General features: G+C 66.1%; 20 protein-coding genes. 17 read left to right on the top strand and 3 right to left on the bottom strand.

Going from position 1 to position 24,139, the window contains the following annotated elements; translation table 11 throughout:
- Nucleotides 1-40 precede the first annotated feature (40 nt).
- Together VN634_14085 and VN634_14080 are read right to left on the bottom strand one after the other, a co-directional pair.
- Entirely contained in the window at nucleotides 41-175 is a 135-nt protein-coding gene (locus VN634_14085) for a hypothetical protein (protein HXC52013.1), read from the bottom strand.
- Between the two features lie 29 nt (nucleotides 176-204).
- Nucleotides 205-1,848, bottom strand: coding sequence for a lipase maturation factor family protein (locus VN634_14080; GenBank protein HXC52012.1), 1,644 nt, complete (start codon nucleotides 1,846-1,848; stop codon nucleotides 205-207).
- A gap of 182 nt (nucleotides 1,849-2,030) precedes the next feature.
- On the opposite strand from VN634_14080, the gene VN634_14075 reads away from it, so the two are divergent.
- From VN634_14075 to VN634_14055, 5 genes are read left to right on the top strand one after another with little or no spacing between them, the layout of a single operon-like run.
- Nucleotides 2,031-3,320, top strand: coding sequence for an ATP-binding protein (locus VN634_14075; GenBank protein HXC52011.1), 1,290 nt, complete (start codon nucleotides 2,031-2,033; stop codon nucleotides 3,318-3,320).
- A gap of 7 nt (nucleotides 3,321-3,327) precedes the next feature.
- Nucleotides 3,328-4,299 carry an SDR family NAD(P)-dependent oxidoreductase gene (locus VN634_14070; protein HXC52010.1) on the top strand — a complete coding sequence of 324 codons (972 nt, stop codon included), beginning with the start codon at nucleotides 3,328-3,330 and terminating at the stop codon, nucleotides 4,297-4,299.
- Nucleotides 4,296-5,453: a DUF1214 domain-containing protein gene (locus VN634_14065; GenBank protein ID HXC52009.1), complete on the top strand. Its 1,158-nt coding sequence runs from the start codon at nucleotides 4,296-4,298 to the stop codon at nucleotides 5,451-5,453. The genes VN634_14070 and VN634_14065 overlap by 4 nt, the downstream gene beginning before the upstream one ends.
- Complete coding sequence (locus VN634_14060; GenBank protein HXC52008.1) at nucleotides 5,450-6,724, top strand: sulfotransferase; 1,275 nt, start codon at nucleotides 5,450-5,452, stop codon at nucleotides 6,722-6,724. The genes VN634_14065 and VN634_14060 overlap by 4 nt, the downstream gene beginning before the upstream one ends.
- A 3-nt stretch (nucleotides 6,725-6,727) precedes the next feature.
- A complete protein-coding gene (locus VN634_14055) occupies nucleotides 6,728-7,621 on the top strand; it encodes a hypothetical protein (protein ID HXC52007.1) in 894 nt (297 codons plus the stop codon).
- 30 nt (nucleotides 7,622-7,651) lie between these two features.
- Here the strand turns inward: VN634_14055 and VN634_14050 are convergent, their stop codons facing one another.
- Nucleotides 7,652-8,797: an AI-2E family transporter gene (locus VN634_14050; GenBank protein HXC52006.1), complete on the bottom strand. Its 1,146-nt coding sequence runs from the start codon at nucleotides 8,795-8,797 to the stop codon at nucleotides 7,652-7,654.
- Nucleotides 8,798-9,392: 595 nt separating this feature from the next.
- Between VN634_14050 and hisC the strand changes: the two genes are divergently transcribed.
- The 12 genes from hisC to VN634_13990 all read left to right on the top strand — a co-directional run bounded on the left by hisC (nucleotide 9,393) and on the right by VN634_13990 (nucleotide 24,090).
- The gene (hisC, locus tag VN634_14045) at nucleotides 9,393-10,553 is read left to right on the top strand and encodes a histidinol-phosphate transaminase (GenBank protein ID HXC52005.1); all 1,161 of its coding nucleotides are present in this window, start codon (nucleotides 9,393-9,395) and stop codon (nucleotides 10,551-10,553) included.
- On the top strand, nucleotides 10,550-11,410 hold the full coding sequence (locus tag VN634_14040) for a prephenate dehydrogenase/arogenate dehydrogenase family protein (GenBank protein ID HXC52004.1): 861 nt from the start codon (nucleotides 10,550-10,552) through the stop codon (nucleotides 11,408-11,410). Before hisC ends, VN634_14040 begins: the two co-directional genes overlap by 4 nt.
- On the top strand, nucleotides 11,407-12,699 hold the full coding sequence (gene aroA, locus VN634_14035) for a 3-phosphoshikimate 1-carboxyvinyltransferase (GenBank protein ID HXC52003.1): 1,293 nt from the start codon (nucleotides 11,407-11,409) through the stop codon (nucleotides 12,697-12,699). Before VN634_14040 ends, aroA begins: the two co-directional genes overlap by 4 nt.
- Nucleotides 12,696-13,388: a (d)CMP kinase gene (gene cmk, locus VN634_14030; GenBank protein HXC52002.1), complete on the top strand. Its 693-nt coding sequence runs from the start codon at nucleotides 12,696-12,698 to the stop codon at nucleotides 13,386-13,388. The genes aroA and cmk overlap by 4 nt, the downstream gene beginning before the upstream one ends.
- Before the next feature lie 105 nt (nucleotides 13,389-13,493).
- Complete coding sequence (locus VN634_14025; protein HXC52001.1) at nucleotides 13,494-15,245, top strand: 30S ribosomal protein S1; 1,752 nt, start codon at nucleotides 13,494-13,496, stop codon at nucleotides 15,243-15,245.
- A 40-nt stretch (nucleotides 15,246-15,285) separates the two neighbouring features.
- Nucleotides 15,286-15,648 (top strand): integration host factor subunit beta, encoded by a 363-nt coding sequence (locus tag VN634_14020; GenBank protein HXC52000.1) that lies wholly within the window; start codon nucleotides 15,286-15,288, stop codon nucleotides 15,646-15,648.
- Between the two features lie 24 nt (nucleotides 15,649-15,672).
- Entirely contained in the window at nucleotides 15,673-16,173 is a 501-nt protein-coding gene (locus tag VN634_14015; GenBank protein ID HXC51999.1) for an HIT domain-containing protein, read from the top strand.
- 39 nt (nucleotides 16,174-16,212) lie between these two features.
- Nucleotides 16,213-16,680, top strand: a complete 468-nt coding sequence (locus VN634_14010; protein ID HXC51998.1) for a hypothetical protein — start codon at nucleotides 16,213-16,215, stop codon at nucleotides 16,678-16,680.
- Nucleotides 16,681-16,859: 179 nt separating this feature from the next.
- Nucleotides 16,860-18,272, top strand: coding sequence for an AAA family ATPase (locus VN634_14005; GenBank protein HXC51997.1), 1,413 nt, complete (start codon nucleotides 16,860-16,862; stop codon nucleotides 18,270-18,272).
- A gap of 39 nt (nucleotides 18,273-18,311) precedes the next feature.
- Nucleotides 18,312-19,952, top strand: a complete 1,641-nt coding sequence (locus tag VN634_14000) for a VWA domain-containing protein (protein ID HXC51996.1) — start codon at nucleotides 18,312-18,314, stop codon at nucleotides 19,950-19,952.
- Nucleotides 19,949-22,612, top strand: coding sequence for a DNA mismatch repair protein MutS (gene mutS, locus VN634_13995; GenBank protein HXC51995.1), 2,664 nt, complete (start codon nucleotides 19,949-19,951; stop codon nucleotides 22,610-22,612). The genes VN634_14000 and mutS overlap by 4 nt, the downstream gene beginning before the upstream one ends.
- 56 nt (nucleotides 22,613-22,668) lie before the next feature.
- Entirely contained in the window at nucleotides 22,669-24,090 is a 1,422-nt protein-coding gene (locus VN634_13990) for an N-acetylmuramoyl-L-alanine amidase (protein ID HXC51994.1), read from the top strand.
- Nucleotides 24,091-24,139: the final 49 nt, after the last annotated feature.

Genomic DNA, 24,139 nt, shown 5'->3' with positions numbered 1-24,139 from the left:
GCAGCCGGGCCGAAAACGAACGAAACCGACTTGACGGCATTCACCGGGCGGGCATGCGCAGGCGCAGCACGCGATGAAAGGTCGCCGCCTGCGCGCGCGCGGAAGCGGCGGTCCACAGAGCGACGTGGGGATCCTCGAACGTGTCGCGACCTTTCGAGTGTCCGCGCGATCTCATGACGCGCCCGTCGAGTCGGCGAGGCTCCTCTACTGTGCGGCTGTGGGCAGCCAGCCGTAGGCTCTGAGAAACGACCGGAGGCGCTGGTCCTCAATCGACACCGGTGGAATCCAGTCGCCGATCAGCTCGCGATCCCACCAGCGGCCCGAATCGGCAGGAGCGAAACGGTACGTGTAAAGGCGCGCGCGAATGTAGCGCGGCGGGCCGGTCGGAAAAGGATTGTCGGGAAGCAGCGACAGAGCGAGCGGATCGTTGTGCAGCAGCTTCCAGACGAAACGCATCGTCCACGGATAGTCACCCGGTGCCGCCATTGCGGCGAACCAGATCTGCCAGTCGAGACGATAATGGTAGGGCGAGATGACGCACGGCCGCCGCGCCGGATCGGTCGGCGCGCAGTGGAAGTGATACTCCCTCCAGGTCGTGTGTTCGTCGGACGGATTGCCGGTCGTGCCCTCGAAGACGATCTCGCGGCGCTCACGGCCGACGCTGCCGAACGCACCGTACGTATTGACGAGGTCGAGCGGATTGAACGACGTGTTCATGACCTGATGCCCGGAGACGAGGTTGCGCACGACCGGCACCGACAGCAGAGCGACCGTCGCCGCGACGATCGCGACCGGCACTGCGCGCGCGATCCGCCGCTCATGCGATCGGTACGAGATATCGAGCGCCGCGGCCTCTTCGGCTTCGCGCGCGACGCGAAGCATCGGACGCGGCAGCCACCACGCGAGGAACGCATCGTCGAAGCACGCGAGCGCAGGGACGATGGTCAGCCAGTTCAGGAACGAGAGGTTGCCGCTTGCGATGAGGACGACCTGGAACGTGATGAACAGCATGCCCGCGGCGCGTGTGGCGGCGCGGCCCATCAGCATCAGCCACGGAGCGCCGATCTCGGTGATGTGATTGAACAACGCTCCGAGCGTCGCGACCCACGCCGGTGCAAAGTGCAGCACGCGCGAAAACGGATTGGGCACGGGCTGGGTTTCGTAGTGGTAGCGAAGGCACGTCAGGTCTCTCCAGCAGGAGTCCCCGCGCAGCTTGATGAGCCCGGCGCCGACCATGATGCGGAAGATCAGCCATCGCAGCAGACCGATCACGATCGGCGGCGGACGATGCGCGGGAAACGGTCTCCACGACAGGACAGGGCACAGGAAAATCGCGAGGAACCCCGTCTCCAGAAGCTGGATTTCCCAGCCGTATCCGTACCAGTCCTGGCCGACGTGCACGTAGGACATGTACAGTGCCCACAAGAGGGCCATCACGACGGCGTTGGTGCCTCCGCACAGCACGAACAGGGAGAGCAGCATCCCGTACCACGCGCCGGCCAGCAGCACCGAGTCGCTCGAAGCAAACCAGAACAGACTCGGCAGTCGCTCGAACGCATCGAGCCGTGAACCGAGCCGGGCAGCGACTCGTGCCGTGAAATCCGAAATCGGAAGGAGCCCGTGCTCGCCGAGCAGCGGAAGACCCTGCAGCAGGACGATCGCGAACGCTGTCAGGTAGATCAGGCCGAGCAGGCGAAGGATGAGAAATCGCGCGAGGTGATAGCTCGAAGAAGCCGGTGCCGGCTTTTCGTCGAACCCGAGCCAGCGCGGCAGGCTCCCGGCAGACCTGGGATTGCTCGACGAAGAGCCGGGGGCATTCTTTGAGAACAAGGCAGTGTCTTCGGCCACAGCGACGGTTTCCGCCCCGGAGCCGGGAATTACGAGCGCCGGCTCCCCGGAATTTCAACTTCCATCTCACGAAGAAGTGCCCGGTTGCCGGAGCCCCGGCGAAACGGGAAACTGCATCGGGGGGTCTGGCTACGACTACGATCATGGAATCCGGTGGCCATGCAGGCCGGCTGGAAGAGGCCGTGGCTGCGGAACGCAGCCGCACTCTGACCATCCGGCTGCGTCTGCTGGCGCTCGCGACGATCGGCATCGTCGTGATGTTCATCCTCGGAAATCCGACTGTCCGCAGCGGCTCGATCGTTCCTTTCGTCGCGCTGCGCATGACCGCGCTCGGGGTTCTGACGGCGTTCCTCGTGGCGACCTACCAGCCTAGGTTTGCGGCGTACCAGCTGCCCGCCGCGCTGCTGCTCGCGTCGGGAATCGCCGCGCTTGCAGCGGTCGGCGGCGTGCTTCGCCACGACATTTCGGTCACCGTTTCGCTGCATATCATCCTCATGCTGATGACGGCGGCTGTGCTGCCGTGGGGCGTGACGTGGCAGGCGACAGTCTGTGCGGTCTGTGCGGTGCTGCTCGTGGCCGTCGTGGCAATCGTCGGAACGCCGGGCAGAGCCGATCCGGTGCTGCTCGTGCTGATCAACGATGGCGCCGGTGCGCTGCTGTCGCTGTTCGTCGCGTATCAGGCCCGCTCCGCATACGACCGGGCCGTTCGCGAGAACCTGGCGCTTCGCGCCGCCGAAGAGCGCAATCGTTCCCTCAACGAACAGCTCGAGGCCAAGGTGCTGGCGCGCACGGCCGAGCTCGAGGATGCGCTCGCCGATCAGCGCGCCGTCACTCGCGCGATCTCCCACGATCTGCGTCAGCCGCTTCGCCACATCGAAGGCTATACGAGGCTTCTCGAGGAGGACCTCGGCAATCTGGCCGGCGGCGACCATCACGATCGCCTGGACAAGGTGCGAACGGCGACCTCGCGCATGTGGCGCATGGTCGACTCGCTGCTCGCACTGTCGCGCATCGCGGTGCGTCCGCTCGAGCGCCGCGTGGTCGACTTGTCGGGCTGCGCCGCCGCCATCTGTGACGACCTCGTGCGCAGCGAGCCCGGACGCCAGGTCGAGTTCGCGATCGCTCCGGGATTGTCCGAGGACTGCGACGCCGAGCTCGTGCGCAATCTGCTGCGCGAGCTCGTCGCCAACGCATGGAAGTTCACGCGTCAGACCGAAGCGGCCCGGATCGAAATGGGCCGCCGGGAAGGCGCGATCTTCGTTCGCGACAACGGAGCCGGCTTCGACATGGACCATACCCGGCGGCTGTTCCACGCGTTCGAGCGGCTTCACCATACCGCCGAATTCGAAGGCGAGGGGATGGGGCTCGCCATTTGCGAGCGGATCGTACGCCGGCATGGCGGCCGCATCTGGGCCGAGGGCAGCCCCGGCCACGGAGCGACGTTTTACTTCACGCTGCGCGGCAACGATTGACAGGAGCATGAAGAACCCGGTCTCGGCGACGCTGCAGGGCCTGTGGCAGATGCGCGCGCCATCCAGCTCGATCGTACCGCTCGCCGAAGGCGAGCGTCTCGACGGCCGCGTCGCACTGATCACCGGCGCCAATCGCGGGCTCGGACGCGCCGTCGCGACACGTCTCGCCGAGCGAGGCGCGCGCGTGGTGCTCGCGTGCCGTTCCGGGATCACCGAAGCCGCGGCCCGGATTGCGCGCGAGAGCGGCTCGGATCAGGTCGAGACGCGCCACGTCGACCTTGCCGATCTGGCGAGCGTCGACCGCCTGATCGCCGGGCTCGTGAGCGAAGGCAGGAAGCTCGACATCGTGGTGCTCAATGCCGGCGTGGTTCCGCGGGCGGCCAGGCCGACCGCGCAGGGCTTCGAGCTGATGTTCGGCGTCAACTATCTCGCCAACGTTGCGCTCGTCGAGGGGCTGCTCGACGCGGGCGTCGTCGTGCCGTCGGCCGACGCGCCGCCGCGAATCGTGTTCGTCACGAGCGAATCGCATCGCGGCGCGGGTCCGATCGATCTTGCCGGTCTCGGAGCATTCCGTCCGTTCGGAGCGATGACGGGGATGCGGGTCTACGGTTATTCGAAGCTGCTGCTGAGCACGTACGCCGCGCATCTCGCGCGACGCCTCGGACCTCTCGCGTCGGTGCACGCGTGCTGCCCGGGTCCGATCAACAGCGACATTGCGCGCGAAGCGCCGGCCTGGATGAAGCCGCTGCTGCGTCCGGTGATGCGGGCGTTCTTCCGTTCGCCGGAGGACGCGGCGGCGCCGGTCGTGTATCTGGCCGGGGCGCGCCGGCTCGACGGCGAAACCGGCAGCTACCTTCACGTGCTCGAAGAGAAACCGCCGGACGACGAATGCCTCGACGTCGCCAAGGGTGACGCACTCTACGAGAAGAGCCGAACGCTCCTTGCATCGTGCCGAAACCGCGAAGGGAAAACGCGATGACCGAATCCACAACCTCCGGAAGCGCATCGTCCGGGCCCGCAGTCTCCGAACCCGAGAGACGAATCGTCTCCGGTGAAAGCTGGCGTGAGTTCTGCGACCGGCTGAAGAGCGCCGGCGATCCGATCTTCGCGGCGGACGCGGCAAGCGATCCGTTCAGCCGCGCGGAGGGTACGCGTTATCTGACGCGCCTGGTGCGCGCGGCGCTCGAGACATTCGTCGAGTTTGCCGATCCGATGGCGCCGGTACTGCGGCGGGCCGTCCATGAGACCGTCAAGATGGGCGCCGACAATCCCGACAACTGGTACGAGAACGCGCCTGTTCACGGCGACTGCGTCTACCGGCTGCACGGCACGCGCGGCACGGTTCCGTACCTGAGCATCGCGACGCAGGTCGGACACTACGGCCAGGGCGGCGGCATGCCGCCGGCCGGTTTTCTCGAAGCGAAGGATCTCGTCATCGCCGGCGACGGATCGCTCGAGCTCATCCTGAGCCGCGACAGGCGGCCCGGAAACTGGCTGCCGCTCGGCGACGGCTATGGAACGCTGATCATCCGCCAGACTTTTCTCGATCGTTCGAAGGAGACGCGCGCCGAGCTCACGCTCGAACGCATCGAGGGACCGGCCGCACCTCCCGCGCTTACGGCGGATGCGATCGACAGCGGCCTCGCGAGCGCCGCGAGCCTGGTCGGAGCGTGTGCGATGATCTTCCCGGGCTGGGCCGACGGGTTTCGTGCTCACGCCAACGCGCTGCCGCGTTTCGATCCGGATCTGTCGCGGATGTTCGGCGGCGATCCGAACATCGCGTACTACCACAGCTACTGGGAGCTGGCCGATGATGAAGCGCTCGTCATCGAGACCACGCCGCCCGACTGCGAGTACTGGAACTTCCAGCTCAACAACTACTGGATGGAATCACTCGACTACCGCTACCACAGGATCACGCTGAACAAGGCGAGCGCAAAGCTCGAGGCCGACGGCAGCCTTCGCATCGTGGTTACGGCTCGCAATCCGGGAGCTCACGTCGACAACTGGCTCGAGACCGCCGGCCACACGTTCGGCACGATGTGCTTTCGATGGGTGCGCGCCGAGGTCAATCCCGTTCCCGAGACGCGCGTCGTCAAGCTCGCGGACCTCGAGCGACTGCCGCAGCGATGACCACGGCAGACTTCGATCGTGCACGGCCGTATCGACCGCGTGCGATCCGGCTCGTCAATTCGATCGGAGAGCGGCTGCGCGGGCTTGGCGTAGGCGCCGGCCGCTGGTCGGAGGACGAGCTCATCCGTGCGGCGCGGCGCAGCACCGGGCTCAGCGATTTCGGGGACGAACGCTTTCGCGTGCCGCTGGCCGTGCTGCTCGATTCGCTCGAGAGCGAGGCGCGGCTGCACACCGTCGGACGTCTGATCACGAAGGCGCGCCTGGTCGCGGCGCTCGCGACGCGGCTGCGCATGCGCGACTACGTCGTTCGCCACCCGCAGATTCTGCAGTCGCAGCTGCCGCCGCCCGTCGTCATCGCCGGGCTCCAGCGCACCGGCACGACGATGCTGCATCGGCTGCTCGCGAGCGATCCGCGTCTTCGAGCCGTGTTGTCGTGGGAGGGAATGGCGCCCATTCCTTCCGGCGGCCGCCTGAAGGTCGACACGCGATATGCCAAGGCCAGGGCGAGTGAGCGTGCGCTCGCCTACATGGCGCCTGCGTTCTTCGCGATCCATCCGGTCGAAGCGTCGGCTCCCGAAGAGGACGTCCTGCTGCTCGACTGCACGTTCATGAGCACGACCCCCGAAGCCACGCTTCACGTGCCGACTTATGCGAGCTGGCTCGAAACCCAGGACCACACGGCGGCATACGAGGATTTCCGCACGCTGCTCGCGATACTTGCGCACCACCACGGTCCGTCGCGGTTCGTGCTGAAGACCCCGCACCATCTCGAATACTTCGACGTGCTGCGCAGGGTGTTTCCCGGTGTGCAGATCGTGCAGACGCACCGCGACCCGGCCCGCACGCTCGCGTCGTTCTGCAGCATGGTCTGGCACGGGCGTGGAGTGTTCAGCGACGACGTTCCACGGGCGGAAGTCGGCGACCACTGGTCGCGCAAGATCGGCCGGCTGCTGGCGCGCAGCATGGCTGTTCGCGAACAGGCCCGCGACGAAGGATTTCTCGACGTGTCGTATTACGACTTGATCGACGACCCGGTCCGCACGGTCGGGGAGCTGTACGCGGGCCTGGGGCTTCGGCTGACCCCGGACGCCGAGCGAAGCATGATCGCGACGAAGAAACGTAATCCACAACACAAACACGGGCAGCATCGCTACCGGCTCGCGGACTTCGGTCTCGATGCCGACGGTGTCGAACCTTTGTTCGCCGCGTACCGGAAAAAATTTGGAGTACGCCACGAAATAGACGATAGTCCGCCCCGCATCCGGGGGTAGCCAATGAAGCTCGCACGCTCCGCATTCCTTGCAGTACTGGCTTTCCAGCTCTTCGCCTGCGGCGGAGACGATGACCCGTTCAGCGACGACTGGCCGCCCGACCTGTTCGCCGTCTCGTTCGCGGACGGAGTCTTCGTTGCGTCCGGGCAGCATTACTCGATCGCCAATTCGACCGACGGCCACGACTTCCGCGAGCAGGCTTCCGACGGCGAGGGAACGTTCCAGTCCGTCGTGTTCGGCGAAGGCGAATGGGTCACGGTCGGCAGCGGCGGCGTAGTCGCCACGTCGGACGATTCGTCGCACTGGTTCATCGACTTTCTCACCACCAGCCACATCCTGCGCGGCGTTACGTATGGGAACGGGACGTTCGTCGTGGTCGGCGACGAGGGAAACATTTTCACTTCGCCGAATGCCGGAGCGTGGGATTCCGAAGACAGCCCGGTTTCGCGCAACCTCCAGGACGTCGCATTCGGAGAGGATCGCTTCGTCGCGGTAGGCGATGGCGGGACGATCCTGACGTCGCAGGACGGCAGCCACTGGGCAGTGCGCAATTCCGCAACCGGTGAGGACCTGTTCGGCGTGGGATACGGCGGCGGCCGCTTTCTTGCGGTCGGCCGCGACGGCGTCATCGTCTCGTCGCCGAACGGTGTGGACTGGTCGCTGGTCGAGCCGCCGCTCGGCGAAACCCTGCGCGACGTCGAGTACGGAGGCGGTCGCTACGTGGCCGTCGGTGATACCGGCACGATCCTGACGTCGACCGCGGAGCTGAGCTTTTACCCCACCGATTCGACCACCGACCGGCATCTCCAGAGCGTGACATATGGCGAGGGGATCTTCGTCGTCGTCGGAATCGGAGGACGCATCCTGAACTCGGCCGACGGAATCCACTGGGACTAGAACGTCCCGTGGCGCCCGGAGTATCGGTCGCTATCCGCCCAGGAAATGCCCGAGCGGCATCAGCGGGCGCACGCCGTCGCAGATGATCTTGGCGATCGCGAGCATCGGCACCGCGAGCACGACGCCGGGAACTCCCCACATCCAGAACCAGAACACGATCGACAGGATCACCAGCACGGGGTTCAGCGTGAAGCGGCGCGCGACCAGCATCGGCGTCAGCGTTTCGCCTTCGATCAGATGGATGACGAAGTAGACGGCGGGCGGCAGGAACGCCGAGTACGCATCGTCGAAGATCACGAGGCCGGCGACGAAGAACATGACGGTCGCCACGAGCGGACCGACGATCGGAATGTAGTTGAGCAGGAACGCCACTGCTCCCCACAGCACGGGATCGCCCAGTCCGCACGCCCACATCGTCACGGCCGTAGCGACTCCGACGCCCGCATTCATGACCGTGATCGTGACCAGATAGGCCGAGATGTCGGCTTCGATCTGCTGGGAGATCTCGACCGCGTGCTTCTTGTCGCTGAACTTCGGCAGCAGCTCGACCAGACGCCGGAGGAACGTGTCTCCGGCGACCAGCAGGAAATAAAGGACCACAATCGTCGTAACGATGCCGTCGAGCACGACCCTGGTGCCTTCGAACAGCGTACTGCCCAGGCTGGAATCGTTCACGACGGCGACGGGCTGTGCTTTGGGGGCCGCACCGCCGGCCTGCTCGGCGCGCTGGATGAATTTCTGCAGCGCGCCGATCGGCCGCGTGAGCGCCACCATCTGGGCTTCGACGCGCGGAACGACCTGCGGCAGGCGTGCCGTCCATGCAGCCGCCGGGACCGACAGCGCGGTGACCAGTCCTCCAAGAACGCCTGCTGCCGCGAACATTACGAAGAGCGCACCGATGCGGCGCGGAATACGTACCCGCTCGAGCACGCGGACCGTCGGCTGCAGCAGCAGCTTGAGCATGAACGCAAGCACGGTCGGCAATACGACCGCGCTGGCCGCATCGAGTGCGGCCAGCAGCGCCAGCACGAAGAGGCCGCCGAGGAAGAAGACCTCCATGTTGGAGCGAGTACGCTCGTCGACCGCGGGCTGGCCGGTGGCCTCGGGCTCTTCGACGAAAGCCTCGCGAAGCGCAGCGAGTTTTTGCGCGGACGTCTTGGCAGGTGGTGCGGTCACGGCGTTTTCCGCAACCGTCGTAGACATCCAAGTCGCTGGAACGCAAGAGTGCGCGATTGCGCGGCAGCACGCGGCGCGCAACTGGGCATTCACTCGCTGGAGGGAACTTGCGGAGAGGCTATTTGCCCTTGGCTGCCTGCTTCTCTTTCTTCTTGGCCTGCTTCTCCTTGATGCTCAGCTTGGTCTTGTTGTTCGTCGCTTTCTTCTCGACACCTTTGGCCATGACGCTCGATCCTCCTTCTGCTGCAATCTGGTCGTTTGCCGGTCACGCGCGTAAGTCGTTGCCGTGCCCGCGTGCAATCTCTTGTGCGATCGTCCGCACTGTTTCAAGAAACAACGCTGCAAGCGCAACCGCAGGCTGTTCCCAGCATGTTCCTGGCAGCCGCTGCGTTCGTATCCATCGGCTGTTCCGTACGTGTCTGTCGGCCGTTCCGTACGTCACGTCACGAGCGGCCGTTCCGTACGTCACGAGCGGCTGTTCCGTACGTCACGAGCGGCTGTTCCGTACGTTTCTATCGGCTGTTCCGTACGTCACAGGTCGACCTGTGGGTAGCTCCCGTTCGAGTCAGAGGGAAATTCGCGGTATTGCCGCGGGATGTCCGGACCTCCGATTCCCGACAGGATCCGTTCGCTGACGCCGTACAAGCCGGGGAGGCCGATCGAAGAGGTCGAACGCGAGCTGGGGATCAGCGGTTCGATCAAGATCGCGTCCAACGAGAATCCGCTCGGCCCGTCGCCGCTCGCGCTCGCGGCGCTCGCGCAGGCGCTTCCCGGCATCCACCGTTATCCGGACGGCGGTGCGGTCGTGCTCGCCGAGAAGCTGGGCGGCCAGCTTGGCCTGGACCCCCGCCGGCTCGTGTTCGGCAACGGATCGAACGAGATCCTCGAGCTCGTCTGCCGGATGCTCGCCGGGCCCGGTGACGAAGTGCTGTTCTCCGCGGATGCGTTCCTCGTCTATCCGCTCGTGACCATCGCGGTCGGTGCCACCGCCGTTCGCGTCCCACCAAGGGGCTTCGAGCACGACCTGGACGCCATGGCCGAGCGGATCTCGCCGCGCACGCGAGTCATCTTCGTTGCCAATCCGAACAATCCGACCGGCACCATCGTGCGACGCCAGGAATGGGAGCGTTTTCTCGCCCGCGTTCCGGACCACGTGGCCGTCGTGCTCGACGAAGCGTACTTCGAGTTCGTTGACGACGAGCTCTACCCGGACGGCATGACGTATCTCGAGCGTCATCCGGGGCTGGTGGTCACGCGCACGTTCTCGAAGATTCACGGGCTCGCCGGGCTGCGCATCGGGTACGGCGCCGGCTCGTTCGAAATGATCGATGGCATGGCGAGGCTTCGCCAGCCCTTCAACGTCAATCTGCTCGCGCAGGTCGCGGCCGCAGCGGCGCTCGACGACGTCGAGCACGTCGAGGCCTCCAGGCGTCTCGTGCGCGAGAGCAAGGCGAGGTGGGCTGCGGCCTTCGGGCGTCTCGGGCTCGAAGCGGTACCGACGCATGCGAACTTCGTGCTCGTCAAGGTCGGGCGCGGCGCGGACGTGACCGACCGGCTGCTGCGTCTCGGCGTGATCGTACGACCCATGGACGCGTACGGTTTTGCGGATCACATCCGCATCACGTTCGGCACGCCGGCCGAAGACGAGCGCGCGATTGCTGCGCTTGCGACGGTGCTCGACGGTGCCGGCGGACAACTCGAAGCGGTTCACGACGGTATGGCCGATGCCCGCGGCATCGAAGGCGCAAGGCGATGAGAGAGCGCTTCGAGCGATGCGTGATCGTCGGCACCGGCCTGATCGGTGCGTCGCTCGGCGGTGCCGGCAAGAAGCGCGGGCTCTTCTCGCACGTGGTCGGCTGCGGGCGATCGATCGAGAACCTCAAGCTTGCCGAACAGCGAGGCCTGATCGACGAGGCGCGCACCGACACGTTCAAGGCGCTGGAAGGAGCGGATCTGGTGGTCGTCGCGACGCCGGTCTTCACGGCGGTGTCACAGCTGCACGAGCTTGCCGAGCACGCGCCCGAGACTGCGGTTTTCACCGACGTCGGAAGCGTCAAGCAGCCGATCCTGACCGAGGCGCGCCGCCGCGGGCTGGTTTCCAGGTTCATCGGTGCGCATCCGCTCGCCGGAAAAGCCGAGACCGGCGCGGCCGCTGCCGACGCCGATCTGTTTCGCGGACGCCGCGTGGTGCTGACGCCCGAGGCGGATACTCCGGCCGAGCTCGTCGCCGAGATGCAGCATCTCTGGACGTCGGTCGAAGCCGAAGTTTCCGTGATGGAAGCGGCCGATCACGACGCCGTGCTGGCAACGTCGAGCCATCTTCCGCAGATGATTGCATTTGCGCTCGCCGCGACCGCCGATGCGGCCGTGATGCGCGACGAAGTCGTGAAGCTGATTGCCGGCGGGTTTCGCGACACGACGAGGTTGTCGTCGAGCGATGCGGCAATGTGGATCGACATCGCGCGGCTCAACCGCGAAGCGATCGTCGATGCGATGGATGAATTCAGCATGGTCTGGGACGATCTGCGCGATGCTGTCGCCGATCGCGACGACGCCGCGATGCGTACGATCATCATGGCGTCGCAGAAACTGCGCCGGGAGATCGCCGGATGACGAGCCCGCGTTTCGTCGACAAGGCGCGCGGTCCGCTGATCGGTCGCGTCAGCGTGCCGGGCGACAAGTCGATTGCGCATCGCGCGGTGATGTTCAATGCGGCCGCCGACGGTGAAGCCGTGGTGCGCGGGCTGCCGAGCGGACGCGACGTTGCATCGACGATGGCCGCGATGAGGAGCCTCGGCGCGACGATCGAAAGCGCCGGACCGGCAACGGTCCGAATCCGCGGGCGCGCAATGAAGCTCGAGCGTCGGCCGGGAACGATCGACTGTGAAAATTCGGGCACGACGATGCGACTGCTGAGCGGCCTCCTCGCGGGGCAGGACGGCCTCGTTGCGACGCTGGTCGGCGACGACTCGCTGTCGCGCCGGCCGATGAAGCGGGTGGCCGCTCCGCTCGAGCTGCTCGGCGCGCGCATCCGGACGTCCGACGGCCACGCACCGCTCGAGATCACCGGCGCCAGGCTTAGGGGCGCCGCAGTGACGCTTCCGGTCGCGAGTGCACAGCTCAAGAGCGCGGCTCTGCTCGCCGGCCTGCAGGCCGACGGCCGCACCGAGATAAATGAGCCAGCCCCCACCCGGGACCATTCGGAGAAGCTGCTGGCTGCGATGGGAGTCGAAGTTTTTTCGGAGGGTTTGCGCACTTCGATCCTTGGTCCGGCGCTTCCCCGCTGCGTCGATGTCGCGATTCCGGGAGACCCGTCCTCAGCGTCGTTCCTGCTTGTGGCGGCGGCTCTGGTTGCCGGCTCGGATGTTACGGTGGAGGGCGTCTGCCTGAATCCGACCCGTCTCGGATTTCTCGAAGTGCTGCGTCGCATGGGCGCTGATGTCGACTGCCGGATCGAACGGCACGAGGGCGGAGAGCCCGTCGGGACCATCCGCTGCCGCGCGTCCGGCCTGCGTGCATTCCGGATCGGAGCCGACGAGATCCCCGCGACCATCGACGAGCTGCCGCTGCTGGCGGTTGCCGCCGCGTTCGCCGACGGCGAATCGGTGATTTCCGGCGCTGCGGAGCTGCGGGTCAAGGAAAGCGATCGTATCGCAACTTCTGCTGCGTTGCTCAGGGCTTTCGGTATTGAAGTTGAAGAAAAAGAAGACGGTCTTGTCGTGTGCGGCGGGCGGCCGTCGGGCGGCGCGTCCGTAGCCACGCACGCCGATCACCGCATCGCGATGTCGGCCGTGGTCGCAGCCCTGGCCGCTGCCGGCGGCGGAGTCGCGCTCGACGACGCCGAGCCGGTCGGCGTTTCGTTTCCCGAGTTCTTTCCGACGCTTGAGAGGCTCGGCGCATGACCGCTGCTGCCGCCAGCGAGCGCCCGTTCATTCTGGCGATCGACGGCCCGGCCGGTGCGGGCAAATCGACTACGGCGCGCGCCGTGGCCGCGGCGCTCGGCTTCGCGTACCTCGATTCGGGCGCCCTATACCGCTGCATTGCGCTTGCGGCGCTGGAGAAGGGCATCGCGACGGACGATGACGCCGCGCTCGGCGACCTCGCGGGATCGCTCGCGATTCGGCAGACCCACGACGGACGCTTCGAGCTCGACGGAACCGATGTGACGGCCCGCATCCGCACTCCCGAAGTCAGTCAGGCCGCGTCCCGGAGCTCGGCGTGTCCGTCGGTTCGAAAAGCGCTCATTTCGATCCAGCGGGGAGCGGTCCTGCCTCCGGGCACTGTCGCCGAGGGACGCGACATCGGCACGGTGATCTTTCCTGATGCAGACCTCAAAATTTTCCTCGATGCCGAGCCCAAAGAACGAGCAAGCCGCAGATCGCTCGAGCTTGCGGCCAAGGCTGCGTCGCCGGAGACGATCGCGCGTGTGGCCGAGGAAATGGCCGAGCGCGATCTCCGCGATCGCACTCGTGCAGTGGCTCCTCTCGCCAGTGCGAAAGACGCAATCGTGATGGACACGACAAATGTTCCGTTTCGCGAAGTCGTCGCGCGCATCGTCTTCGAGGTCGAGAAACGCCGGCACCCGAAGTAGGCGAGAATCCTCCGACTTTCCCGGTTTGCCTTGAACTCGCAACGGCGCCGCGTTACTAACGCCGATGCCCGTTCGGGCGTCATACCACGGAGGATTCGTTTTTTGATGCAACAGGAGAAGGCCGCCAATGAGCTGAGCCAGCCAGGAAGTACGTCCGAGAGCTTCTCGGATCTGTTCGAAGCGTCCCTACGCTCGGTCCAGTCGGGTGAGGTCGTCAAAGGCCGCATCGTTTCCATCGACCAGGAAGTGGTCACCGTCGACATCGGCTACAAGTCCGAAGGAATCATTCCCGCCTGGGAGTTCCGCGACCGCGACGGCAACATGCTCGTCGAGGAAGGCCAGGACGTCGACGTATTCGTCGAGTCGACCGGTGGGGACAACGGAGAGCTGCGCCTCTCGTATCAGCGCGCACGCCAGAACATCGTCTGGAAAGTCATCGAAGACGCATTCAACGCAGGCACCCCGATCACCGGTACGATCGTCGGCCGCGTCAAGGGCGGTCTCAAGGTCGACGTCGGAGTGGCCGCGTTCCTTCCGGGCTCGCACGTCGACACGCGTCCGACGCGAAGCCTCGATCGCTACATCGGCGAAGTCGGACAGTTCACGATCCTCAAGTTCAACCGCGCTCGCGGCAACGTCGTCGTCTCGCGCAAGGCGCTGCTCGAAAAAGAGCAGGAAGCCGTGCGCGGCGAGACGCTCAAGATTCTCGAAGAAGGCGTCATCCTCGAAGGCACCGTCAAGAACGTGACCGACTACGGCGCGTTCGTCGATCTCGGCGGCATCGACGGGCTTCTTCACGTGACGGACATGTCGTGGGGGCGCGTCAGTCATCCGTCGAAGGTCGTCCGTCCCGGCGACACCGTGAAAGTCGTCGTGCTCAAGTACGACGCCAACTCGCATCGCATCTCGCTCGGTCTCAAGCAGCTTCACGACGACCCGTGGGTGACGGTGGCCGACCGCCTGTTCCCGGGCAGCCGCGTTCGCGGCAAGGTGGTCAGCCTGACCGACTACGGTGCGTTCGTCGAAATCGAGGAAGGCATCGAAGGCCTCGTGCACGTTTCGGAGATGTCGTGGACCCGCCGGGTCACGCACCCGTCGCAGATCGTCACGGTCGGCGACGAGGTCGACGTCATGGTCCTGTCGCTCGATCCGGAAAATCGCCGGATCTCGCTCGGGCTGAAGCAGGTCACGCCGAATCCGTGGGAAATGCTGCCGATCGAGCACCCGGTCGGCACCCAGGTCACCGGCAAGGTCACCAGCGTGACCGACTTCGGTGTCTTCGTGAACGTCAAGGAAGGCATCGATGGCCTCGTTCACATCTCGGACCTGCACTGGACCAAGAAGGTCCATCATCCGTCCGAGCTCCTGAAGAAAGGTGACGAGGTCCACTGCGTGGTCCTCGGCATCGACATTCCGAACGAGCGCCTGTCGCTGGGCGTCAAACAGCTCGAGGAAGATCCGTGGCGCCGCATGGCCGACCGCTATCCGGTCGGATCGCGGGTGCACGGCAAGATCACCAACATTGCCGATTTCGGCCTGTTCGTGGCCATCGAGGACGGGGTCGAGGGCCTCGTCCACGTCTCCCAGCTCGGCCGCGACCGCGTCGACAATCCGCGCGATCTGTTCCAGGTCGGCCAGGAGCTCGAGGCCGAAGTGACGCAGGTCGACATTCGCGAGCGCCGCATCTCGCTGTCGATCCGGTCGATGCTGCAGTCGGCCGAGAAAGAAGAGATGCGTGCCTACATGGCCGATGCCGAAAAAACGCCCGGCCGAACCGGTGGCGTTACCCTTGGCGACATGATCCAAGAAAAGCTTGCACGGCGGGGTCGCCGTGACAGTGGCGGCGACGAAAGCTGAGTCGCCGTCCGGGCCGTCGTCACTGGGAGGCAGTCGTCCGATGACCAAGCGAGACCTGATCGACGAGATCGTGCGCCTCTATCCCGTCTATTCGCGCCGGGATGCCGAGGTAATCGTCAATTCTGTTTTCGAAAGCATGACCGAAGCGCTGTGCCATGGGGATCGCATCGAGATCCGCGGCTTCGGCAGCTTCGTCGTCAAGAACCGCCAGGCCCGCGAAGGACGCAACCCGAAGACCGGCGAGCTCGTCGCGGTGGCTTCCAAGACTGTGCCATTTTTCAAAGTCGGCAAAGAGCTCAAGCAGCGTGTCGATGCCGGCTACGAGGCTTCGCTCAAGGGCGGCGCGCCGGCCAGCGACGGCGCGTCGAAATCCATGAGTGCGCCGGGCGCGAACGGCGAGTAACCGTCTCCCGCGCGGGGCCTCCAGATGCGTGTTCTCTGGGCTCCGTGGCGCCTTGCCTACGTCGAAAACGTCGACACAGCCTCCGGCTGCATCTTCTGCGACAAACCGAATCTCGAATCGGCCGACGAGCGGCGAACAAACCTCGTGCTGCGCGTGACCGAGCACACTTCCGTGATCATGAACCTGTACCCGTATTCGAACGGGCATCTGCTCGTCGCGCCGCGAAAACATACCGCCGAATTTTCGGTGCTCGATCCGCGTCTGTCGGCCGAGTTGCAACGCGAGCTGCAGCTTTCGATGCGGGTGCTCGCGCGAGCGTTCTCGCCGGCGGGCTTCAACATCGGCATGAACCTCGGGCGGGCGGCGGGCGCAGGCATTGCCGATCACCTGCACTGGCACGTGGTTCCGCGCTGGGTCGGAGATACGAACTTCATGCCCATGCTCTCCGAAACCCGCGTGATGCCGGAACACCTGCTCGCGACGTATGACCGCCTGCTGCCGCTGTTCGCGGAAGAAGAGCAGTAAGAAGCGAGAGCCGCCGCAGCGGCTCTTCGCGGAGGAAACGTGAGAATTCTTCGAAACCTCATCTACATCCTTGTGATCGTCGCCGGCATCGTGCTGGCCAGTGCAAACATGACCCCGGTGCACTTCGTCTATCTGCCGGGTGTTCCATTGCTGCGGACCGGCGAGCCCGCCGAGATCGAAGTGCCGCTCGCGCTCTTGCTGCTGGCATTCCTTCTTGCCGGGGCGTTCGTTGCCGGCACCGGTACGTTCGTCGAGCACGTGCGCCTGCGGTTCCTCGTGCGTCGCAACGCAAAAGTCGTCAAAGGGCTGCGAACCGATCTGGAAAAGACACGTGCGGCTCTGGAAGAGGCACAGGCCGAGCTCGAGCAGCGCGGCGCCGACCTCGCTGTCGAGCAGGATCGCACCAAGCGGGCCGAGGAATCCGCATCCCGGGCCCTCGCACTTGCCGAGCAGGAAAGAAGCCGCGCCGAAGAGGCCGCGCTGCAGCTTGCACCGCCGCCGGCATGAGCCTCGGCATGAGGTACGCCGACGGGCCGGCGCGCAGCGGCGCCGTTCGCGCACACGAGGCCCGATTGCCCAATTGCCGCGAGCAGTTCCGGCTCCTATAGTGCGAGGCGTGATGCAGGCGAACCGGCAAAGGCTGCGGGCAGGCCGAAAAGGTGATCGGGCAGCATGAGCGCGGCCGAATGACACCAGGCGACGCCTCGAACGTTGGCGAGCTTCGCGCCGGCGGTTATCGCCCGCGCGGCGTGCGCGACGAGCTTCGCGAAAACCTGATCCGTGTGCTCGAGAGCGACGGAGACACGAGCCGCATCTTCCAGGGCGTCGTCGGCTACGACGAGACGGTCATCCCCGAGCTCGAAAACGCGCTTCTCGCCGGACATCACATCGTGCTTCTCGGCGAACGCGGACAGGCCAAGACGCGGCTGATCCGCGCACTGTCGGCCCTGCTCGACGAGGTCGTCCCCGCCATCGCCGGCTGCGAAATCCACGACGATCCGCTGCGTCCGATCTGTGCGGCATGCCGGCGCCGCGCGGCCGACGAAGGCGATGCGCTGCCCATCGTCTGGATCGAGCGCGCACTGCGCTATTCCGAAAAACTCGCGACGCCCGACGTGACCATCGCCGACCTGATCGGCGAAGTGGACCCGGTGCGTGTCGCCGAGGGCCGCTATCTTTCCGACGAAGAGACGATTCACTTCGGTCTGGCCGCGCGCAGCCACCGCGGCATCTTCGCGATCAACGAGCTCCCGGACCTTGCCGAGAAAGTGCAGGTCGGCCTGTTCAACCTGATGGAAGAGCGCGATCTGCAGATCAAGGGTTTCAAGATCCGCCTGCCGCTCGACGTGCTGGTGGTGGCCACGGCCAACCCGGAAGACTACACGAGCCGCGGCCGCATCGTGACGCCGCTCAAGGACCGCTTCGACGTGCAGATCCGCACGCACTATCCGCGCACGGTCGCCGAAGAAGTCGCCATCATGGAGCAGGAGGCAGGCACGACGTCACGCTCCGGCAGGCCGCTGCGCGTTGCCGACTTTCTCAAGGAGATCGTCGCGCGCTTTACGATGGAAGCGCGCAAGGCGCCCGAGGTCAACCAGAGCTCCGGCGTCAGCGTGCGCGTCAGCATCAACAACTACGAGACGCTGCTCGCGAACGCCGAGAAACGCGCGATGCGCTGCCGCGAGGCCGAGATCGCACCGCGCATCAGCGACCTGCACGCGCTGTTCGCGTCGAGCAACGGCAAGATCGAGCTCGAATACGGGCTCGAAGGCGCGCGCGAAGCCGCCGTCATCGACCGCCTGCTGTCGCTTGCCGTCAAGGGTGCATTCGACGCGCGCATCTCGGCCGCCGAGCTCGCTCCGGTGGTCGAGTATCTCGGCCGCGGCTGGGGCGTGGCGGTCTCCGATACGATGCCGTCGGCGGACTACGCCGAGGCGCTCTCGTCCATTCCCGGACTGCGCGACGTGGTCGAGCGGCTCGGTCCGTTCGAGAGTCCCGGGCTTGCAGCCGCCGCGGTCGAGTTCGTGTTCGAAGGGCTTCATCTGCTGAAGAAGCTCAACCGGGAGCGCGACGGGGGACGCCTTTCTTACGCGGCCTGAGCGGGCCAGGTATAGAGGTGCCGGGGGCCAGCGCTGCCGATGAAAAGTCGCTACACGATCTGGGACGGCCGTCAGAAGCTCGCACTCGATGCCGAGAAAATCTTCGACCGGCTAGCCGAGCATTTCGCCGCGACCGACGATCTGTCCGAGGCGCTCGCGCGCCTGCTTCGCGAAGGCATGCAGGGCGAGGAGTTCGAAGCCATCGGCCTCGACGAGCTCGCCGACCGCGTCCGCGAAGCCATCCGCGAGCTGTTCGACAAGTTCAATCTGTCGCGTTCGCTCGAAGAGCCGTGGGAGAACGCCGACGACATCGTCGCGGCCGAAGAAGAAGCCGCCGATTCGCATCCGTCCGCCGAGGAGCGTGCGCGCCGCCGCCAGGAGCTCGAATCCCTGTCGCGCATTCTCGAGGAGCGCCTTTCGCAGCTCGAGAACCGGCCGTTCGATGACCTCGACGCGAAGGAATCGTTCGACCGCCTGAAGGAGCGCGGCGGCGATATCGCACGCGTCGAGCGCTTCCAGCGGCGTTTCCGCGACCAGTTCCAGGGGCCGGAGAGCCTCGATTTCGAAGGCACGCTGTCGCTGATCGAGAAGTTCGAGAAGCTTCGCGACCTGGAGAAAGCGCTTCGCGAAAAGGCCATCGACTCGCTCGACGGCGAAGCGCTGGCCGAGCTGCTCGGGCAGGAATTCGCCGATGCGATCGACCGGCTGCGGCAGATGATGCGGCTTCTCGTCGACGCCGGCTACGTGGTGTCGCGCGGCGGGCGTGCGTCGCTGACGCCGAAAGCCGCGCGGCGGCTCGGACGGCTCGCGCTGAAAGAAATGCTGTCCGAGCTGCTTCCGGATGCGGCCGGACGCCACGATACGTCGCGAAGAGGCCCGAGCGAGCAGACCACCGAGCAGGTCCGCCAGTACGAATTCGGCGACACGATGTCGATCGACGTCGCCGCCACCGTCAAAGTCGCGATAGAACGGCACGCGCGCGCCGGCACAAGCGATACCCATGGCGCTCGCTCCACCGAAACCCGCGGCCGTCCCGGAAAAGTCGAGCTCGAGCCGGATGACCTGCAGGTCAAGGAAAGCCTGCGCACGACGCGCACGTCGACCGTGCTGCTGCTCGACATGAGCTGGTCGATGAGCTGGGAAGGCCGCTTCGCCGCGGCCAAGAAAGTCGCGATGGCAATGGAAACGCTGATGCGCACGCGTTTCCCGCGCGACTACTTCGGCATGGTCGGTTTCTATACGCGCGCCGTCGAACTGCGGCCCGCCGATCTTGCCGAAGTCACGTGGAACATGGGCGACCCGTTCACGAACCTGCAGGACGGCCTGCGCGTGGCGTCGCGGCTTCTCGACCGCCATCCGGCCACCACCCGCCAGATGATCGTCATCACCGACGGCCAGCCGACCGCGTACTTCAGCGAAGGGCGCCTGTTTTGCGAATGGCCGATGAGCGTCGGCGGCATCTCGTCGCGCGCAACCGTCGAGACGCTGAAGGAAGTCGAGCGCGTCACGCGCCGCGGAGTCCGCATCAATACGTTCATGCTCGACGACAGCCCGCTGCTGCGCGCGTTCGTTCAGAAGATGACCGCCATCAACCGCGGCCGGGCGTTCTATACGACTCCCGAGCAGCTCGGGCACTTCGTGCTCGTCGACCACGTCGGCAAGAAACGCAAGGTCCTGTGAGCGGAGTCGCGTCCACCGAGGGCCTCGCCGGAGCGAGCGGCGGCGGCGAGACATTGCCGCCTTCGACGCGCAGCTCGCGCGCGCGCATCGCCGCGAAGCTGACGCCGGCGATGCAGCAGTACCTCGAGTTCAAATCCGCGCACGAGGACGCGCTGCTGTTCTTCCGGATGGGAGATTTCTACGAGCTGTTCTTCGAGGATGCGGAAACCGCCGCCGAGCTTCTCGACCTGACGCTGACGTCGCGCAACCGCAACGACGAGCACCCGATCCCGATGTGCGGCATTCCGTACCATGCGCTGCGCCCGTACGTGGCGCGGCTGATGGAAGCGGGCCGCAAGGTGGCCGTCTGCGAGCAGCTCGAGCTTCCCGAAAAAGGCATCGCACGCCGCGAAGTCACGCGCGTGATCTCGCCGGGAACGACGGTCGACGAGGAAAGCCTCGCGCCCGACCGTGCGAGCTACCTTGCGGCCGTCGTGCAGCGCGGTGAATCGTGGGGCTTGTCGATCTGCGATTTTTCGACCGGAGAGATGCGCGCGACCGAGCTCGTCTCCGGCGAACGGCTCGACGACGAGCTTCGGGCAGCGGCCCCGGCGGAGATCGTGCTGGAAAGCGAAGCGGGGCGGTCAATCCGGACCGGACCGGGAAACAAAGCGGATAGCCGCGCGCCGGCGATGGGCGCGCTTCGCGAACGCATCGCGCGCCTTCTTCCGCGCTGCGTGATCAGCGAGCGGCCGGCCGCCAGCGACGCCAAAGATGCTGCCGATGCTGCGTGCGCCGTACTGCGCGGCTACGCGACCGCGACGCAGGGCGGGCACGTAGAGCACCTGCGCGCGCCGGTTCGCTACGAGACGGCAGCCTATCTTCATCTCGACGCATCGACGCGCCGCAACCTCGAGCTGCTCGAATCGTACGACGGCAGCTCGCGCGGCTCGCTGGTGTCGGTCCTCGACCGCTCGACGACCGGAATGGGCAAGCGGCTGCTGCGGACGTGGCTCGTTCGCCCGCTCGCCGATCCGGCGGCGATCGGCGAGCGTCTCGACGCGGTCGAGACATTGATCGACGACTACTCGCTGCGCGCCGACATCCGCGAGAGCCTTCGCCGCATCGGCGATTTCGAGCGCCTGATCGGTCGCATCGGTGCCGGAAGCGGATCGCCCCGCGACGTGCGGCGGCTTGCCGACGCGCTCGCGAGCATCGAAGAGCTCGGCGAGCGGATCTCGCGCTCCGGCGCAGCGCTCGCACGCCATGCCGCCAGCCTCGACGGGCTCGCCGGCGTGCGCAGCCGGATCACGGCGACGCTGACGGACGAAGTCGCCGCCGCGATCGGAAAAGGCGCGGTGATCCGCGACGGTTTCGATGCCGACGTCGACCGGCTGCGTGCGATCTCGCGCGACGGAAAAGGCTGGATCCTGTCGTTCGAAGCCGAGGAGAAGACACGGACGGCAATCCCGTCGCTCAAGGTCGGGTTCAATCGCGTGTTCGGCTACTACATCGAGGTCACGCACACGCATCAGGCGCTGGTTCCGGCCAGCTACACGCGCAAGCAGACCGTCGCCAACGCCGAGCGCTACATCACGCCCGAGCTCAAGTCGCGCGAGAACGAAGTGCTCGGCGCCGAAGAGCGACTTCTCGCCAAGGAGCGGCAGCTTTTCGATGCGCTGGTTGCGTCTCTCGCTCCTTCACAGCCAAGCCTCGGACGAACCGCGGCGGCGCTGGCAACGCTCGATGCGTTATCCGGGCTCGCCGAAACAGCCCATCAGCGCGGCTACGTGCGGCCGGAGATGCACGACGGATGCGAGCTCGACATCATCGGAGGCCGCCATCCTGTTGTCGAAGCGCGACTCGGATCGTCGTTCGTCGCCAACGACTGCCGCCTCGGCGAGGACAGCCGGCTGCTGATGGTCATCACCGGACCGAACATGGCCGGCAAGTCGACGTACCTGCGCCAGACTGCGCTGATCGTGCTGCTCGCCCACTGCGGCTGCTTCGTGCCGGCGACGAGCGCACGCATTCCGCTGGTGGACCGGATCTTCACGCGCATCGGCGCGAGCGACAACCTTGCTGCCGGACAGTCGACGTTCATGGTCGAGATGTCGGAGACCGCGGCCATCCTGGCGGCGATGACCGAGCGCAGCCTCGTCGTTCTCGACGAGATCGGGCGCGGCACGTCGACGTTCGACGGCATTTCGATCGCGTGGGCCGTCGCCGAAGCGATGCTCGAGCGGCACGTGAAGACGCTGTTCGCGACGCACTACCACGAGCTGGCCGCGCTCGAGTCCGAGCACGAGCTTGCCGAGAACTTCTCGGTCGCCATCCGGCGCTACAAGGGCTCGGTCATCTTCCTGTACCGGATCGCCGAGGGACCGACGAGCGGGAGCTACGGGATCGAGGTCGCGCGGCTGGCCGGCGTGCCGGATGCCGTCATCGACAAGGCTCGCGGCATCCTTGCAAAGTTCGAGAGCGGCGAGGGGATCGGAGCCGCAAGTGCCGGACAACTCAGCCTGTTCTCGGCGAGGTCTGGAGATGGGCGCGGGCCCGAGGAGAGCGCCGCCGAGGGCTTCGCGGCCCGCGTCGCGGCGCTCGCGCCGGAGTCGATGACGCCGCTCGAAGCCCTGAACCTCCTTGCTCGCCTTGTGGAGGAAGCCAAGGCAGCGCAATAATTCGCGGTGGACCGGACGGCGATGCGCCGCCGCCGGTTCGCTGTGGAGGTTGTGTGGTGCGGCTGGCGCTCCTTTTCCGTCCGATTTCGTTCGCGTCGCTTTGCGGCGCTGCACTGCTGCTGGTCGCCGGCGGCAGCGAGGCCGCCGTCGTGCGCGGCGTTCGCGCGATCCATGCCGACGGCGAAACCCGCATCATCGTCGAGACCGGCGGCGAGCTGCGTTATCGGATTCACGCGAGCGACGACGGCAGGTCGGTGCTCGCCGACATCGAAGAATCGACGGCCGAAGACGGCGTCCCGCGCATGCTTCCGGTTGCGGACGCACGCGTCGACGGCGTGATCGTGCTGGTCGACGAATCCTCGCACATGGTTCGCATCTCGGTCGACGTGGCCGGCCGCATCCCGCCGAGGCTCGAGGCCAGCGCCGACGCGTCGCATCTGATCCTGAGCTTCGTCGATGCTTCGCAGCCGCCGAACCCGGCGACGGCGCGCGCCGCGGGCGCTTCGCGCGCAATGTCGGGTGCATCGGACGCAAGCATGTCTGGTTCGACGTCCTCGAGGCCGCGCGCCGGCACGTCGAACGGAAATCCTCCAGCATCGCGCGCGAGCAGGGCTGCAGCAGCTTCGGACGCGACCAGACTCGCGACAGAGCCGGCTGCGCCGCTGCTCGCGCGCTCGGTCCACTCGGCGCCCTCGGTGCCCTCGGTGATGGAAAAGCCCGTCGTGGTCCTCGATCCGGGCCATGGCGGCAAGGATCCGGGTGCGAGCGCATGGACGGGCGAGTACGAGAAAGACATCGTGCTCGACGTCGCCGAGCGCGTTGCGCGAAGGCTTCGCAGCCGCGGCGACATCGATGTCGTCATGACACGCAGCGGCGACGAGTTCGTCGAGCTCGCTGACCGGCGCGACACGTCGCGACGCTGGAACGCCGACGTTTTCGTGTCGATCCACGCGAACGCCAGCAAAAGCGCCGCGGCGCGCGGTTTCGAGACGTACTATCGCACCCGGTCACTCGACAGCCCGGCGGCCAACGCGCCGGCTGACCGACTGGTCCGGCGGCTTGCGCGGCTCGAGAACGACGGTCAATCGGTGCGTGGGCGTTCGGCAGCCAAGGTCTCGCGTGCGTCGCTGCGCGGTTCGGCGTTGCCGGTCGCGGATCATGGCGAGGAGTCGGCGCGGCTTGCGACGCTGGTGCAAAGCGAATTGGTGCGCCAGCTGGATCTGCGGTATGAGGCCGTTCGCGATCTCGGCGCAAGAGAAGGGCCTTTTTTCGTCATTGGCAACAATGCGGCCCCGAGTGTGCTCGTCGAGGCCGCGTTTCTCACCCATCGTGAAGAAGGTTTACGCATGCGATCCGAGGTCTACCGCGAACAGATCGCCGACGGCGTCGCTCGCGGCATCCGCCTGTTTCTCGAAGAGCAGCGAAGCGGCGCAGCGAGCAGCGACAACGGAGCGGCGGGAAAACCCGGCGTGCTCTGACGGCTTCGATCGATTCCCGGTCTGGCGGCCGTGGCCGCTACGGAGTCGT

Source organism: Candidatus Limnocylindrales bacterium (assembly GCA_035571835.1).
Taxonomy (GTDB): domain Bacteria; phylum Desulfobacterota; class Binatia; order UBA1149; family CAITLU01; genus DATNBU01.
This window is presented reverse-complemented; position numbering and strand designations above follow the sequence as displayed.